General features: G+C 42.1%; 15 protein-coding genes. 10 read left to right on the top strand and 5 right to left on the bottom strand.

Features of this window, described 5'->3' with window-relative positions:
- Nucleotides 1–14: 14 nt before the first annotated feature.
- From era to BXY41_RS09980, 4 genes are all read left to right on the top strand, one after another.
- Nucleotides 15–920 carry a GTPase Era gene (gene era, locus BXY41_RS09995; RefSeq protein WP_104436678.1) on the top strand — a complete coding sequence of 302 codons (906 nt, stop codon included), beginning with the start codon at nt 15–17 and terminating at the stop codon, nt 918–920.
- 15 nt (nt 921–935) lie between these two features.
- Nucleotides 936–1,589, top strand: coding sequence for a DNA repair protein RecO (gene recO, locus BXY41_RS09990; protein WP_104436677.1), 654 nt, complete (start codon nt 936–938; stop codon nt 1,587–1,589).
- Between the two features lie 65 nt (nt 1,590–1,654).
- Nucleotides 1,655–2,284: a hypothetical protein gene (locus BXY41_RS09985; RefSeq protein WP_104436676.1), complete on the top strand. Its 630-nt coding sequence runs from the start codon at nt 1,655–1,657 to the stop codon at nt 2,282–2,284.
- 14 nt (nt 2,285–2,298) lie between these two features.
- On the top strand, nt 2,299–3,687 hold the full coding sequence (locus tag BXY41_RS09980; protein WP_104436675.1) for a glycine--tRNA ligase: 1,389 nt from the start codon (nt 2,299–2,301) through the stop codon (nt 3,685–3,687).
- Between the two features lie 55 nt (nt 3,688–3,742).
- On the opposite strand, the gene BXY41_RS09975 is transcribed toward BXY41_RS09980, so the two are convergent.
- From BXY41_RS09975 to BXY41_RS09955, 5 genes are all read right to left on the bottom strand, one after another.
- Entirely contained in the window at nt 3,743–4,207 is a 465-nt protein-coding gene (locus BXY41_RS09975; protein ID WP_104436674.1) for a cupin domain-containing protein, read from the bottom strand.
- Between the two features lie 129 nt (nt 4,208–4,336).
- On the bottom strand, nt 4,337–5,290 hold the full coding sequence (locus BXY41_RS09970; RefSeq protein WP_104436673.1) for an ABC transporter permease: 954 nt from the start codon (nt 5,288–5,290) through the stop codon (nt 4,337–4,339).
- On the bottom strand, nt 5,287–6,396 hold the full coding sequence (locus BXY41_RS09965; RefSeq protein WP_104436672.1) for an ABC transporter permease: 1,110 nt from the start codon (nt 6,394–6,396) through the stop codon (nt 5,287–5,289). Before BXY41_RS09965 ends, BXY41_RS09970 begins: the two co-directional genes overlap by 4 nt.
- Nucleotides 6,393–7,928 carry an ABC transporter ATP-binding protein gene (locus BXY41_RS09960; protein WP_104436671.1) on the bottom strand — a complete coding sequence of 512 codons (1,536 nt, stop codon included), beginning with the start codon at nt 7,926–7,928 and terminating at the stop codon, nt 6,393–6,395. The genes BXY41_RS09965 and BXY41_RS09960 overlap by 4 nt, the downstream gene beginning before the upstream one ends.
- Before the next feature lie 186 nt (nt 7,929–8,114).
- Nucleotides 8,115–9,290: a BMP family lipoprotein gene (locus tag BXY41_RS09955; RefSeq protein WP_104436670.1), complete on the bottom strand. Its 1,176-nt coding sequence runs from the start codon at nt 9,288–9,290 to the stop codon at nt 8,115–8,117.
- Between the two features lie 238 nt (nt 9,291–9,528).
- Here BXY41_RS09955 and BXY41_RS09950 point away from each other — a divergent pair, with 238 nt between their 5' ends.
- From BXY41_RS09950 to BXY41_RS09925, 6 genes are all read left to right on the top strand, one after another.
- Nucleotides 9,529–10,851, top strand: coding sequence for an MATE family efflux transporter (locus tag BXY41_RS09950; protein WP_104436669.1), 1,323 nt, complete (start codon nt 9,529–9,531; stop codon nt 10,849–10,851).
- A gap of 215 nt (nt 10,852–11,066) precedes the next feature.
- On the top strand, nt 11,067–13,694 hold the full coding sequence (ppdK, locus tag BXY41_RS09945; protein WP_104436668.1) for a pyruvate, phosphate dikinase: 2,628 nt from the start codon (nt 11,067–11,069) through the stop codon (nt 13,692–13,694).
- A gap of 252 nt (nt 13,695–13,946) precedes the next feature.
- Entirely contained in the window at nt 13,947–14,372 is a 426-nt protein-coding gene (locus tag BXY41_RS09940; RefSeq protein WP_104436667.1) for a pyridoxamine 5'-phosphate oxidase family protein, read from the top strand.
- A 43-nt stretch (nt 14,373–14,415) separates the two neighbouring features.
- Nucleotides 14,416–14,766, top strand: coding sequence for a DUF2200 domain-containing protein (locus BXY41_RS09935; protein ID WP_104436666.1), 351 nt, complete (start codon nt 14,416–14,418; stop codon nt 14,764–14,766).
- A 12-nt stretch (nt 14,767–14,778) separates the two neighbouring features.
- Entirely contained in the window at nt 14,779–15,249 is a 471-nt protein-coding gene (locus BXY41_RS09930; RefSeq protein WP_104436665.1) for a pyridoxamine 5'-phosphate oxidase family protein, read from the top strand.
- Nucleotides 15,250–15,621: 372 nt separating this feature from the next.
- Nucleotides 15,622–15,795 (top strand): gallidermin/nisin family lantibiotic, encoded by a 174-nt coding sequence (locus BXY41_RS09925; RefSeq protein ID WP_104436664.1) that lies wholly within the window; start codon nt 15,622–15,624, stop codon nt 15,793–15,795.
- Nucleotides 15,796–15,885: the final 90 nt, after the last annotated feature.

Here is a 15,885-nt window from a genome sequence, read left to right as displayed (position 1 = left end):
AAAGGAGAATCTATATGGATCAAAATTATAAATCTGGCTTCGTTTCTTTAATCGGGCGCCCAAATGTGGGAAAATCTACTCTGATGAATCATTTAATCGGGCAGAAGATCGCCATTACTTCCGACAAGCCCCAGACAACAAGAAACAAGATTCAGACCGTATATACGGATGACAGGGGGCAGATTATATTCCTTGATACTCCGGGAATCCACAAGGCGAAAAATAAGCTGGGAGAGTATATGGTAAACGTGGCAGAGCATACGCTGAAGGAAGTGGATGTAGTTCTGTGGCTGGTTGAGCCTACCACCTTTATCGGTGCAGGAGAACAGCATATCGCTGAGCAGTTAAACCAGGTAAAAACACCGGTAATCTTAGTAATTAACAAGATTGATACGGTGAAGAACCAGGAAGAGATTCTCACCTTTATAAATGCCTATAAAGATATCTGCAAGTTTACAGAAATCGTTCCGGTATCTGCCTTAAAGGATAAAAATACGGATTTAATGCTGGAGCTGATTTATAAGTATCTTCCGGAAGGTCCCCAGTATTACGATGAAGATACGGTGACTGACCAGCCCATGCGCCAGATCTCTGCAGAACTGATCAGAGAAAAAGCGCTTCGGCTTTTAAACGATGAGATCCCTCACGGAATTGCAGTAACAGTGGAAAAGATGAAGGAACGGGACAACGGAATCATGGATATCGAAGCCAATATTATCTGTGAGCGGGAATCCCATAAGGGAATCATCATCGGAAAAGGCGGCGCCATGTTAAAAAGAATTGGAAGCGCAGCACGAAGAGAGATCGAGGCTCAGCTGGAGATGAAAGTAAATTTACAGCTGTGGGTCAAAGTCCGCAAAGAGTGGCGTGACAGTGAATTGTATATGAAAAATTATGGGTATAGCCAGAAGGATATTTAAAAATGGTGGTATAAATTGAGGGAAACAGAGAAACTGACGGGAATGGTATTAAAGGTTTCTCCAGTAGGAGAGATGGATAAGCGTCTTGTGATACTGACCAGGGAAAGAGGGAAAATTACCGCATTTGCCAGGGGTGCAAGGAGGCCGGGCAATCCGTTTATGGCGGTGAGCAGGCCCTTTGCCTTTGGCCAGTTTTCCCTTTACGCCGGCAGGGATTCCTACACACTTCAGTCTGCGGAAATCTCCAATTATTTTGATGAACTGGCGGCTGATATGGAGTGTACCTGCTATGGCTCTTATTTCCTGGAATTTACCGATTACTATTCCAGGGAAAACATAGATGGGACCGGACTGTTAAAGCTTTTATACCAGTCGGTACGGGCTCTTTTAAAGCCTGCTTTGGATAACCAGCTGGTTCTGCGGATTTTCGAGCTGAAGGCCATGGTATTAAACGGGGAATATACGGAGAAACCGCCGCGGCAGGTCAGCGATTCGGCGAACTATGCTTGGGAGTATGTCATTGGTTCCCCAATCGAGCATTTATATACCTTTACCCTGACGGAACCGGTGCTGATGGAATTCTCCCGCTGTGTGGAAATCAATAAAAAGCGTTACGTTGACCGTGAGTTTCATTCTCTGGATATTTTGCAGACGATGATGGGGAGTTAAGTATTGAAATGAAAGGCAGCATTTGGTATAATGCTCTCATATGTGCCAATGCAGGAGGAAATTGGATGAAGAAAAGGAAAGCGGTTCTGGCTGTTTTGCTGACTGCGGGCATGCTGACAGGCTGTCTTGGGAATGGCGGCAGCAGCACCTTAAATTCAGAGAGCAGCAGAATCTTTGTAACACAAGAAGGAACCCTTCAGACTGCAACGGTGGAATCTTATGCGCAGCAGGACTATTATAATGGGGATGAACTGAAATCATTTCTGGAAGACGCAGTTTCTCAGTATAACGGAGCCAACGGGCAGAATCAGGTCACCTTAGACTCCTGCACACTGGATAAAGGAACGGCGAAGATGGTATTCCATTACGCTTCTGCTGAGGCATTGATTGGATTTACAACCCAGTATGAAGATAAAGCCAATCTGGTAGAATCCATTGAGGTAAATAAGCTGTCTGAAGTTTATAGCCAGAGTCAATCAGAAAAAGTAACCTTTATAAAAGCTTCGGACGGTAAAAAAGCGGATGAAAAGGCAGTATCCAAAAAAGGAGCGAGCCAGGCAGTTGTTGTAACATCAGCCAATCCCGTAACCATACAGACCCAGGGAAAGATTCTGCTTGTTTCCGACAATGTGGTGATAAAGGACAGTCATACTGTACAGACAACAAAGGGAAAAAGCTACATTATTTTTAAATAAGAGAGGTTAAGATCATGGAAAAGACAATGGAAAAGATAGTGGGACTGGCAAAGTCAAGAGGATTCGTATATCCGGGTTCTGAAATATACGGAGGTCTTGCAAATACCTGGGATTACGGCAATCTGGGAGTGGAATTAAAGAACAATGTTAAAAAAGCCTGGTGGCAGAAGTTCATACAGGAAAGTCCATATAACGTAGGTGTGGACTGTGCTATTCTGATGAATTCCCAGACCTGGATTGCTTCCGGCCACTTAGGCGGTTTTTCTGACCCTCTCATGGACTGCAAGGCATGTAAGGAACGTTTCCGCGCAGATAAACTGATTGAGGATTACATGGGCGAACATGGAATCACCATAGAAGGTTCTGTTGACGCATGGTCTCAGGAAGAGATGAAACAGTACATTGATGATAAAAATATCTGCTGTCCAAGCTGTGGAAAACATGACTTTACCGATATTCGTCAGTTTAACTTAATGTTCAAGACCTTTCAGGGAGTTACCGAAGATGCGAAGAATACAGTATATTTAAGACCAGAGACCGCTCAGGGTATTTTTGTAAACTTTAAGAATGTACAGAGAACTTCCCGTAAGAAGATTCCTTTTGGAATCGGACAGATTGGTAAATCTTTCCGTAATGAGATTACACCTGGTAACTTTACATTCCGTACCAGAGAATTTGAGCAGATGGAGCTGGAGTTCTTCTGTGAGCCGGATACAGATTTAGAATGGTTTGCATATTGGAAAGAATTTTGCGTCAGCTGGTTAAAGAACTTAGGCATGAAAGAGGATGAGATGCGTGTCAGAGATCATGAGAAGGAAGAACTTTCTTTCTATAGCAAAGCAACCTCTGATATCGAATTTTTATTCCCATTTGGCTGGGGTGAATTATGGGGAATTGCAGACAGAACCGATTATGACTTAACCCAGCATCAGAACACTTCTGGTCAGGATTTAACCTATTTTGATGATGAGAAGAAAGAACGTTATATTCCATATGTAATTGAGCCTTCTCTGGGAGCTGACCGTGTAACACTGGCATTCCTGTGTGCAGCTTACGATGAAGAAGAGATTGCCGAAGGTGATGTACGTACCGTGCTTCGTTTCCATCCGGCAATCGCACCAGTTAAGATTGGTGTTCTTCCATTATCCAAGAAATTAAATGAAGGTGCAGAAAAAGTATTTGAAGAACTGCGTAAATACTATAACTGTGAATTTGATGACAGAGGAAACATTGGTAAACGTTATAGAAGACAGGATGAGATCGGTACTCCATTCTGTATTACCTATGACTTTGATTCAGAAGAGGATCACGCAGTAACCGTTCGTGACCGTGATACCATGGATCAGGTAAGAGTTCCAATTGCAGAGCTTAAAAGCTACTTCGAAGATAAGTTCCATTTCTAATAACAAAATCCGGAGGAGAATCTTTTATAAGATTTTCGTCCGGATTTTTTTTCCTTCACTTTTCCAGATCCGAGTCTCGTTTGGTCCAGTGTACCGTTTCCGGCAGATGAACGATTGGTGCATAGATACAATAGATTTTTAGTGGGCGGTCACCTGTATTGATCACATTGTGCCAGGTATTGGCTGGAATTAAAACTGCACAGCCATTATCAAGAGGGTGGGAATAAGAAAGACTATATGGACTGTCACCCATGTAGATTACGCCATCTCCGTCTACAATACAAATATACTGGTCCTGGCTGGGGTGGTTTTCCGTACCTATATCATATCCTACAGGAATACTCATAAACGTAAGCTGCATATGTTCACCTGTCCATCTCGTAGTTCGAAAGGAAGGATTTCTTAATGTGTCGTGATTGATATTAAGAATGAGAGGTGAAGGCCCGTAGTCGCTGGCATCCCAGGAATAATAGGAGCGTTCATGGCAGGTGGAGTTACAAAACGAATTACAGTCAGACATTGAAGCATCACTCTTTTCATTTTAGTAATGTATTATATGGTACTGTAATCGTTCAGTGACAGGATCAGACAAAGAAAAAAGCCGCAGGCGGAAAATCCAGTGGATTTATCCCGTCCTGCGGCGTATTTGTTATCTCTGACCTTTGTCGTATGGAATTCCTTCCGCTTTTGGAGCCTGGGAATTTCTTGAGGTAAATACCAATACGATTAATGTAATGATATAAGGAACCATTTTGTAGAAGTAACTTGGAATTCCAAGAGCACTTAAGAATGGAATTCCGGAATAAGAGGAAGCCACCGCTTTCATCAGTCCGAAGAAGAGGGAACACAGCATGATATTAACTGGTTTCCACTGACCAAAGATTAATACTGCCAATGCCAGGAAACCGTATCCTGCCACATCAGCATTAAAGTTGGTGGAAGTAGGAACTACAAATACCAGACCTCCCAGACCTCCCAGAGCACCGGAGATTAATACTCCGGCATACTGCATACGGTAAACGTTAATTCCCGCAGAATCCGCTGCCTGTGGGTGCTCTCCGCATGCGCGAAGCCTTAAGCCAAATCGTGTGCGGTAAAGCACAACGGCAGATAATACAAAGATTAATATTCCCACGTAGGTGGTAATATAGGCGTTCTGGAATAAAAGCGGTCCGATAAATGGGATACTGCCAAGTACAGGAACCGAGGTGATGCGGAACGTATTGTTAAATGGAACCTGCTGAACACCCTGAATAACTCGGGCTACGAATACTGCAAAAGCAGGAGCAAACATATTAAGAGCAGTACCGCTGATAACCTGGTTTGATTTCATGTTAATGGATGCATAAGCATGGAACAAAGAGAAGATCATTCCGGTGCCCATAGATATTAATATGGCGATAATCAGCTGAAGCTGCCCGCTCATATTTTTGCCTGTAAAATTTAAAAACAGGATTCCGGTAAACGCTCCCATGGTCATAATACCTTCCAAAGCGATGTTTATAATGCCGCTTCGCTCGGAAAACATGGCTCCAAGTGCAACGATCATGAGAGGAATCATGAAATACATGGTCTGCTGAAAAATAAAATAAATGACACTCATGATTTCTTTCCTCCTTTCCCGGTTTCGTCAGTTTTCCCGTTTTTCTGTCCAACGAACTTTGACATGATGATTTTAACCATCAGGGCAAATGCGCTGAAATAGATAATAACTGCGACGATGATATCGATAATTTCTGTGGAGAACTCAAACAGCTGTAAGTAAAAGCCGCCGGCTGTCAGGTATGCGATGAAGATACCGGAGAACAGAACGCCGATGGGGTTGTTTAAACCAAGGAGTGCAACAGAAATACCTGTAAATCCTTCGGAAGGAAGTACGTCTTTAATCTCAATATGCTTTCCGGTTCCTGCAAGGAATAAAAGACCTCCTGCAAGTCCTGCAATGGCACCGGCGATTACCATGGAAAGAATGATGCTTTTCTTTTCATTGATTCCTGCATATTTGCTGGCGTCACGGTTAAAGCCTACTGCTTTTAATTCATATCCAAATGTAGTCTTATTTAAAATAACCCATATAAGGATCACTACCAGAATCGCGATTAAAATTCCCCCGTTTACACTGGAACCTGGGAAAATCTTATCCAGACCCATCTTGGGGATATTAGCTGTATTCGCCACATTCTTGGATTCATTCCTTAAATTGTTAAACAGCGGCTTATAGCTTTTCGTAATCCAGTTTACGAGATACATACCAATATAGTTCATCATAATAGAGGCGATAACCTCATTCACATTGTAGTATGCTTTTAAAATACCTGGTACCAGTCCCCATACAGCGCCAAGGATTACACTTGCTGCCAGAGCTACGACCCAGTGCACCGGGCCGAGAGAGGTCCAGAGAATTCCTACATAAACCGCACCGAAGCCTCCAATGATAAACTGGCCGGGAGTACCGATGTTAAAAAGTCCGGTTTTAAATGCAAACCCAACGGAAAGACCGGTAAGAATAATCGGTGTGGCATAATAAAATACCTGACCGACACCCTTGGCTCCGTGGGTGAAGGCTCCGCTTAAAATCGTAGCAAATCCGGGAAGTGCCTGCTCTGGATTACACAGAAACAAGATAATCAGCCCTACAATAAGTCCAAGTATAATCGCGAATATGGAAGAGAGGATGCCTGTATGATCTTTTATCTGTTTCGGTTTCATAGTGTGCCACCTTCTTTCTTAGCGCCTGCCATATAAAGACCTAATTCCTGAACGGTAATGTTCTCAGGATCTAAGTCAGCAACGATTCCGCCTTCAAACATGACTAAAATCCGGTCGCTTAAATTCATAACTTCATCTAATTCCAGAGATACCAGTAAAATAGCGGCACCTGCATCACGCTGTTTCACCAGCTGGTTGTGAATGTATTCAATGGCACCAACATCCAGACCTCTGGTCGGCTGAACTGCAAGGAGAATATCAGGACCTTTGGAAATTTCTCTTGCTACAATAGCTTTCTGCTGATTGCCGCCGGACATGCTGCGGGTCGTGGTAAATGCCCCTTCGCTGCTTCGAATATCATAATTTTCAATCAGTTTCTGTGCATAGTCATAGATCTGGTCATTTTTTAAAAATGTGCCGCTCTGAAATTCTTTGTCAAAATACTGCTGGAGAACCAGGTTGTATGCCAGATTGTATTCCAGTACCAGACCATGTTTATGCCGGTCCTCGGGGATATGGGAGAGACCATGGGTATTTTTGTAGCGGATACTTTTTTTCGTCATATCCTCTCCGTTAATGGTCACAGTACCGGAGCTGGGATCGGAGATACCTGTGATTGCATGAACCAGCTCTGTCTGTCCATTGCCGTCAATACCGGCGATACAGACAATCTCACCTCTTCTTACCTGAAATGATACATCATGAACCAGCTTTTTGGTTTGTCCTTCCCGTTTGGCTTCTACGGATAAATCCTTTACTTCCAGAACTACTTCACCAGGCTCGGACGCCTTTTTACTAATGGTCAAGTTTACCTTACGGCCAACCATCATCTCTGACATCTCTTCCCGCGTAGTATCAGCAACATCTACGGTTCCAATATATTTACCGCGGCGCAGGACGGAACAGCGGTCTGCTACCGCCTTGATTTCGTTGAGCTTGTGTGTGATGAACAGTATGGACTTCCCTTCCTTTACCAGATCCCGCATGATCTGCATCAGTTCATCAATTTCCTGAGGAGTCAGGACTGCGGTAGGTTCATCAAATATCATGATTTCATTATCACGATACAGCATTTTTAAAAATTCAACCCTTTGCTGCATTCCTACCGTGATATCAGATATCAGCGCATCAGGGTCTACAAACAGTTTGTATTTTTCACTTAATTCCATTACTTTTTTGCGGGCATCATCCATCTTCAAAAAGCCCCGTCTTGTCGTCTCCATGCCCAGTACAATATTCTGCAGGACTGTGAAATTCTCTACCAGCTTAAAATGCTGGTGCACCATGCCGATACCAAGTGCATTGGCATCCAGCGGACCAGTGATTTTTTCTTCATTACCACGAACCCGGATTGAGCCTTTTTCCGGCTGATATAATCCGAATAATACACTCATAAGAGTTGATTTGCCTGCTCCATTTTCTCCGAGGAGGGCGTGTATCTCGCCTTTTTTTAACTGTAGTGTAATGTCATCATTGGCGATAATACCGGGAAATTCTTTTGTGATATGAAGCATCTCAATAATGTAGTCCATAAAATCCCCCTTACTACGGTACCTATCTATGGGACCCGGTACCCGGTTAATAAAGTTATAAAGCAAAAAGAAGATGCCGTAAGAGACCAGATCTTTACTGACTGGTGAATCAAACGGCATCTCCTTTCCTTTTTTATGTCAGAATTCTGACATCGTGGTATGCCCGGAGGGCACTATCCCCGCGGATTATTCTACAAAGTTAATCTTTGTTTTTTCAAGCTTTAAGTCTTTGTTCGGATCGTTGTTATCCTGAGAAGGCTGTACCAGGGTTACTTTGCCATCCTTTAATTCAGTGAAGATTTTTTCGTAATCTTCTTTTGTGAATTTGGTGAACTTGGATGTTTCCAGCGGAAGGCCGATACCATCATTCTTTGCGGAGAAGATGCTTGTCTCGCCGCCTGGGAACTTGTTATCATAGAAAGCTTTTACACCGTCGTATACAGATACGGAAAGCTGCTTCATGGCAGAAGTGATGACTGTATCAGATTCATAGCTCTGGTCAACGTCAACACCGATTACCTTTTTGCCCTTTTCCTGAGCAGCAGCCATAACAGAGTTACCAACAGCACCGCCGCAGCCAAAGATTACGTCGGTTCCGTTCTGGTACCAGGATGCAGCCATAGACTGTGCCTCTGGAGTTGCAGCGAAAGCACCTGTATAGTTGTACATGATTTCAACGCCGTCAATGCCCATTTCCTTAGCTGCATAATCAGCACCTTCAGCAAATCCGTAACCATAACGGATAACTGCAGGAACAGCCATACCACCTAAGAAACCAAGCTTTGTGTAACCTTCTTTTACTGCTGCATAGCCTGCTAAGAATCCAGGCTCATCTTCCTGGAACAGGATTGGCATAACATTGGATTCTGTCTTATATTCAGAGTAATCTGCGTTATGAGGAACTCCGTCAAGAAGAATGAAGTGAACGTCTTTATACTGCTCCTGAGCAAGGAATACAGGCTCTTCAAATAAGAAGCCTGGACATACTACTAATTTTGCACCGCCTTCAATAGCAAGTCCAATGGTTTCTAAATAAGAATCAGTGGTACCTTCCTGTGGCTGATAGTACTTGTAGGAAATCTTGTTCTCTTCTGCGTACTTCTTCATACCTTCCCATGCACCCTGGTTAAAGGATTTGTCATCGATGGTACCAAGGTCTGTAACCAGCGCCAGTTCATATCCGGTTGAAGAATCAGACTTAACGGATGTAGCACCAGTCGTCTCAGCTGGTTTTTCTGCAGCAGTTGTAGTTTCTGCAGATGGAGCAGCAGTTGTTGCAGTTCCTTTACCAGCGGAACCACATGCGCTGAGTGTTGCGGCCATCATAACTGCCATGGCTAATGCGAGAGCTCTTTTTTTCATAATACGATCTTTCCTCCTGTTATTAATATATTTTCAGAGATAACTCTAATGTATCATATTTCAGCGTTGGAAACAATCTTAATTCATGATATTTTGCATAAAAACTAAGATAAAAAATTCTGTCATTTTAATATTTATGCCCCAACTTTTAAATGTTAAATCACACTTTCGTTCTTTTCCTTGTTATTTAATTAAATTATGGTAAACTATTTTAAGACTTTAAAAAGGAGACTTAATTATGAAAAAAGTAAATTTACTAGAAGATCCTGTTAAAAAATTATTTGCAGGTTATCTTCTTCCGTCAATTAGTGCAACAATGGTTACTTCCATTTATATATTAGCAGACACTCTTATGATTGGAAGAGGGGTTGGAGCAATTGGAATTGCTGCTTTAAATATACTGCTGCCGTTATTCAGCCTTTTTTTTGCAACCGGTATGCTGTTTGGAGCAGGGGGCGGTATACTTCTTTCCGTCTGTAAGGGAAAGAAAGATGAATCAGGTGCAAATCAGTATTATACGGTGGCATTTATCATGGCAGCTGTAATGAGTGTGTTTTATACGGTTTTGGGACACGTATTCTTTCTGCCTGTGACGGCGTTTTTGGGACGAAATGAAAACATGACACCTTATGTGGAAGAGTATGGAAGAATTCTTATATCAGGAGCTCCTGCTTTTTTATTTGCATCTTTTTATCAGGTATTCGTACGAAATGATAAAGCGCCAAAGCTGGCGATGACAGCAGTGGTCTCTGGCGGAGTTTTAAATATTATCCTGGATTATATATTGATGTTTCCCTTAAAAATGGGAATGGCAGGGGCTGCAGCTGCAACTGTCATCGGAACCTGTGTGACACTCTTAATATTGCTGACCCACCTGGTTTCAAAAGGTAATACTTTAAAATTTGTTACTGGTTTTCATCTCAGTCAGGCTGTTGCAGTAGTGAAAAATGGGTTCTCCAGCTTTTTGCTGGATATGTGTAATGGAATCGTAACCTTCTTATTTAACCGTCAGATCCTTTCCGTTGCAGGGGAACTTGGCGTGATGGTATACGGCATTATATCCAACAGTGCCTATATTGCATCATCTGTCAATAATGGTATTTCACAGGCAGTCCAGCCCATCCTGGCGACAAATTACGGAGCGGGTAAAAAAGACCGTTTAAAGGAAGTAAGACATCTGGCAGAGCGCACCGCCTGTTTTTCCGGTGTGTTGTTTGCTGCAACAGGACTTTTGTTTCCGGCTCTTGTGACAGAAGCATTTGTCAGGCCTGAAAAGGAAATTCTGGCTATGTCGGTTCCAGCCATTCGGATTTATTTCCTGTCTTTTGCAGCAATGGGTCTGAATGTGCTTTATACCACCTGGTTTCAGTCCGTGATGGAACCTGGAAATGCATTAAAGATCTGTCTGCTTCGGGGAATTATTTTAAACAGCATTCTGGTCTTTATTCTTCCAATTTTTATGGGAGTTACCGGAATCTGGATGGTCATGCCTGTGACAGAGGTGCTGACCTTTGTTATGTGTCGAATTATGCTAAAGAAACAGAGCTTTTGTCGAACCTGATTTCGTATATACGAACGTAAATCGCATATCGGAAAAAGACAGACTTTGTAAGTGCTTTCAATGCAATTGTACTTAAAAAAGAGATAATTACTTTAAATAATCTATGAAAACCTCTTTACTACCCCTTTAATTGTGCTATAATACTTTCAGGGCTTTTCCGCAATGGAAAGCGCGGGGGAGCAGCATAATTTACACAATTGAGGAGGATTTTACTTATGGCAAGAAAATGGGTTTATTTGTTCACTGAGGGTAGTGCAGATATGAAAAACCTGTTAGGTGGTAAAGGGGCGAATCTGGCAGAGATGACCAATTTAGGTCTGCCGGTTCCTCAGGGATTTACAATTACAACTGAGGCATGTACTCAGTATTATGAAGATGGGGAAACGATTAATGACGAGATCATGGGGCAGATCATGGATCATATCGAAAAGATGGAAAAAATCACCGGCAAGAAATTCGGTGATAACGAAAATCCTCTTCTTGTCTCCGTTCGTTCCGGAGCCAGAGCTTCCATGCCTGGTATGATGGATACGATTTTAAATCTCGGACTGAATGAGAACGTAGTGGAAGTACTTGCTGAGAAATCAGGTAATCCACGCTGGGCATATGACTGCTACAGACGATTCATTCAGATGTACTCCGATGTAGTTATGGAAGTAGGCAAAAAATACTTCGAAGAACTGATTGATGAAATGAAAGAAAAAAAGGGTGTTACAGAGGATGTGGATCTGAATGCCGATGATTTAAAAGAGCTTGCAAGACAGTTCAAAGCAGAATATAAGGAAAAGATTGGTTCCGAATTCCCAACTGATCCCAAGGAGCAGTTAATGGGGGCAATCAAAGCCGTATTCCGTTCCTGGGACAATCCAAGAGCCAATGTTTACCGCCGTGACAACGATATTCCGTATTCATGGGGAACCGCTGTTAACGTTCAGATGATGGCATTTGGTAATATGGGTGAGACTTCCGGTACAGGCGTTGCCTTTACCCGTGATCCTGCAACTGGTGAAAAGCATTTAATGGGTGAATTCTTAATGAATGCCCAGGGTGAAGACGTAGTTGCCGGCGTTCGTACTCCCCAGAAGATCGAACAGCTGAAAGAGGTTATGCCTGAAGTTTATCATAAATTTGTGGGAATCTGCAGTATCCTGGAAGATCACTACAAAGATATGCAGGATATGGAGTTTACCATTGAGGACAAGAAGCTTTACATGCTTCAGACCCGTAACGGTAAGAGAACAGCAAAAGCTGCTTTAAAAATTGCCTGTGATTTAGTAGACGAGTTTATGATTACAGAAGAAAAAGCAGTTAAGATGATTGATCCGAGAAACTTAGATACTCTGCTTCATCCTCAGTTTGATGCAGAAGTATTAAAGAAGACAGAACCGGTTGGAAAGGCACTTGCTGCTTCTCCCGGAGCTGCCTGCGGTAAGATCGTTTTCACCGCTGATGATGCAAAGACATGGAAAGAAAGAGGAGAAAAGGTGGTTTTAGTCCGTCTTGAAACCTCTCCTGAAGATATTGAAGGAATGAAGGCAGCTCAGGGTATTCTGACTGTAAGAGGAGGAATGACTTCTCATGCAGCCGTAGTAGCAAGAGGAATGGGAACCTGCTGTGTATCCGGCTGTTCTGAAATTGCCATGAATGAAGCAGCAAAGAAGTTTGTTCTTGCAGGTAAGGAATACCATGAAGGAGACTGGATCTCTCTTGATGGATCTACCGGTAAAATTTATGACGGAATCATTCCCACTGTTGATGCAACCGTTGCCGGTGAGTTTGGAAGAATTATGGCATGGGCTGATAAGTATAGAAGACTGAAAGTCAGAACCAATGCAGATACACCTGCTGATGCCAGAAAAGCAAGAGAACTTGGTGCAGAGGGAATCGGTCTTTGCCGTACCGAGCATATGTTCTTTGAAGGTGATAGAATTGATGCATTCCGTGAGATGATCTGTTCTGATACTGTTGAGGAGAGAGAAGCAGCTCTGGAGAAGATTCTTCCGGTACAGCAGGGGGATTTCGAAGCTCTTTATGAGGCTCTGGAAGGAAATCCAGTTACCATTCGTTTCTTAGATCCGCCTCTTCATGAGTTTGTTCCAACAGAGGAAGAGGATATTAAGAAGCTGGCTGATACACAGGGCAAGACAGTGGAGCAGATCAAGACAATTATTGATTCTCTTCACGAGTTCAACCCAATGATGGGACACAGAGGCTGCCGTCTTGCCGTTACCTATCCGGAGATCGCAAGAATGCAGACAAAAGCAGTGATCCGTGCTGCTATTAACGTACAGAAAGCACATGCAGACTGGAACGTATGTCCTGAAATCATGATTCCTCTGATCTGTGATGAGAAGGAATTAAGATTTGTGAAGAAGATTGTTGTTGAGACTGCAGATGCAGAGATTGCAGCAGCAGGCAGCAGCTTAACCTATCAGGTAGGAACCATGATTGAGATTCCGAGAGCAGCACTGACAGCCGATGATATCGCAAAAGACGCAGAATTCTTCTGTTTTGGTACCAACGACTTAACTCAGATGACCTATGGCTTCTCCCGTGATGATGCAGGAAAGTTCTTAAATTCCTACTACGATACCAAGATCTTTGAAAATGATCCATTTGCAAAACTGGATCAGACTGGTGTAGGCAAGTTAATGGAGACTGCTATCAAGTTAGGCAAGGGAGTTCGTCCTGACATGCACGTTGGTATTTGCGGCGAGCACGGCGGAGATCCTTCTTCCGTAGAATTCTGCCATAAGATTGGTCTTGACTATGTATCCTGCTCTCCATTCCGTGTGCCGATCGCAAGACTGGCAGCAGCACAGGCGGCGTTGAATAATAAATAGAGTACACGATAGCAATGAGTCGTGCAAAAATAAGTGTCAAAAAGTCCGGGGGAGAGCTTGCTCTCAACCGGACTTTATGGCACTTGTTTTTATAGGGCGAAGCCCGTGACCGAGATGGAGCGTAAGCGGAATCGAGGTTAGCGCGACGGAGTTACGGACCCAATTTTTTATACCCCCCGTTTTGAACATGACACCCAGTTGTCCTATCTATTATTATATACTATATCCATAACCAATCAGGAGGAAAATCAAATGAACGAAGAAATCATTGCAAGAGCAGGAGAGATCATTGCCACCAACACCGCAGGTGAAGACAAAGGATACTGCGCCCTAACACTAATGGACACGGATGACTTTCCAACAACTTCAACCATATCCGTATCAAAAGCTGACGGTATCAACTGGCTCACATTTTGTACCGGATTTGGAAGTGACAGAACCAAACGAATCAATCGGTGCAGCAAAGCCAGTGTTTGTTTTAATTCAATTGATCATAATATCACATTAGTGGGTACAATAGAAGTAATAACAGACCCTGAAATAAAAAAAGAGATGTGGTACCGCGGACTGGAAAATCATTTCAGCAGTTGGGAAGATCCCAATTACTGCGTTTTGCGTTTCACCACAAGCCGTTACAATCTTCTCATAGATTGGAAAGAAGCCAAAGGGTTCATATAAAACAGATAAAACAATTATTCTTTCAGTCAAAGGAGATCATCTGATGGAGACACCACGAATCTTTCACATGCCTTTTTCAAGCATTTATCCGCTTTATATAAAAAAAGCAGAGAAAAAAGGAAGAACCAGAAAAGAGGTAGATGAAATTATATTCTGGCTCACAGGCTATGACACAAATTCATTACAACAGCAAATAGAAAAGGAAGTAAGTGTAGAAGTCTTTTTTCGCCAAGCCCCTCAGATGAATCCCAATGCGTCACTGATCAAAGGAGTGATCTGCGGATACCGTGTGGAAGAGATTGAAGATGAGTTGATGAGGCAGATCCGTTATCTGGACAAATTAATAGATGAGCTTGCCAAAGGCAGGGCAATGGAAAAAATACTAAGAAAATAGGGGAAAAGAGAAATGGATGTGTATGAAGAAGGACTTGTAGTTTTAGAAACATTATTTGCAAAAGACTATCAATTTGCGCTGGCCACATCAAACGATAACATTCCGGCCGTAAGGTTTATTGATACCTTTTATAATAATAGAGCATTTTACATTGTAACTCACGGAAAGTCTGATAAAGTAAAAGAGATTGAACATAATCCGGTAGTCTCATTAAGTAAAGATCTGTATCGTTTTACTGGAATTGCCCGAAACATTGGACACCCATTATTAAAGAAAAATCTCAAAATCAGAGAAAGGCTGATTAAGGTATTTGAGCCATGGTATTTTGCCCATAACAATGAAAATGATGAAAATATGTGTTACATCAGAGTTGATTTAAAACAGGGTTTATTTTACAAAGATGGTACTGGATATAAAGTCAATTTCGAAAATAAAACTGCAGAAAAGTTTCCCTTTATTTTTGATATTATAAAAATAGACTGAAAAAGATCTGGGTAATTATATATAACCAGGATACTTTCTTTTACTCGCACACAACAATTCTCTTATCACATTTTTAAACAACACAAAGTATCGTTCAATAATATTCTGCGCACAGCTTTTTAATCAGCTGTGCGCAGTTTTTTTTTGCCTGCATTTGCATTATAAACCGCATTATAAATCGCTATTGACCCGATTTCATAAACACCCTCATTGAAAATTACATGTAAAGTCGTAAAAATTACATGCAGTCAAAATAGAGTATATTTCTTGATATAATACAGACATGAACTTGGTAGTAATGTGATTCATTTCACGTTTACTATATATAATCAGATTCAGATTATATAACTACATAGAAAGGGGGACGAGGACATGAATAAAGATTTTGATTTAGATCTTAAAATGGACAAGGGTTCAGTAGATGTAGGAGAATCAAAAATTGCCAGTGTTGCTTATTGCACACCCGGTTGTTTAACAGGATCTACCTGTGGAACAAGTGAATGTGGATTGACAAGAAACTGCACAAACACATGGTTATGCTACTAATTTCCATGCAAACCTAAACCCGATGCAAACGTACATGCATTTAGAAGATTCACAAAATGCATGTACGTTTACATTTTGTGGAAGTAATTT

Origin of the sequence: Lacrimispora xylanisolvens (assembly GCF_002934545.1) — a bacterium.
Classification (GTDB): Bacteria; Bacillota; Clostridia; order Lachnospirales; family Lachnospiraceae; genus Lacrimispora; species Lacrimispora xylanisolvens.
This window is presented reverse-complemented; position numbering and strand designations above follow the sequence as displayed.

Coding starts and splice junctions, on each gene's coding strand:
- era (WP_104436678.1), top strand. CDS start 15: ATGGATCAAAATTATAAATCTGGCTTCGTTTCTTTAATCGGGCGCCCA.
- BXY41_RS09985 (WP_104436676.1), top strand. CDS start 1,655: ATGAAGAAAAGGAAAGCGGTTCTGGCTGTTTTGCTGACTGCGGGCATG.
- BXY41_RS09980 (WP_104436675.1), top strand. CDS start 2,299: ATGGAAAAGACAATGGAAAAGATAGTGGGACTGGCAAAGTCAAGAGGA.
- BXY41_RS09975 (WP_104436674.1), bottom strand. CDS start 4,207: ATGTCTGACTGTAATTCGTTTTGTAACTCCACCTGCCATGAACGCTCC.
- BXY41_RS09970 (WP_104436673.1), bottom strand. CDS start 5,290: ATGAGTGTCATTTATTTTATTTTTCAGCAGACCATGTATTTCATGATT.
- BXY41_RS09965 (WP_104436672.1), bottom strand. CDS start 6,396: ATGAAACCGAAACAGATAAAAGATCATACAGGCATCCTCTCTTCCATA.
- BXY41_RS09960 (WP_104436671.1), bottom strand. CDS start 7,928: ATGGACTACATTATTGAGATGCTTCATATCACAAAAGAATTTCCCGGT.
- BXY41_RS09955 (WP_104436670.1), bottom strand. CDS start 9,290: ATGAAAAAAAGAGCTCTCGCATTAGCCATGGCAGTTATGATGGCCGCA.
- BXY41_RS09950 (WP_104436669.1), top strand. CDS start 9,529: ATGAAAAAAGTAAATTTACTAGAAGATCCTGTTAAAAAATTATTTGCA.
- ppdK (WP_104436668.1), top strand. CDS start 11,067: ATGGCAAGAAAATGGGTTTATTTGTTCACTGAGGGTAGTGCAGATATG.
- BXY41_RS09940 (WP_104436667.1), top strand. CDS start 13,947: ATGAACGAAGAAATCATTGCAAGAGCAGGAGAGATCATTGCCACCAAC.
- BXY41_RS09935 (WP_104436666.1), top strand. CDS start 14,416: ATGGAGACACCACGAATCTTTCACATGCCTTTTTCAAGCATTTATCCG.
- BXY41_RS09930 (WP_104436665.1), top strand. CDS start 14,779: ATGGATGTGTATGAAGAAGGACTTGTAGTTTTAGAAACATTATTTGCA.
- BXY41_RS09925 (WP_104436664.1), top strand. CDS start 15,622: ATGAATAAAGATTTTGATTTAGATCTTAAAATGGACAAGGGTTCAGTA.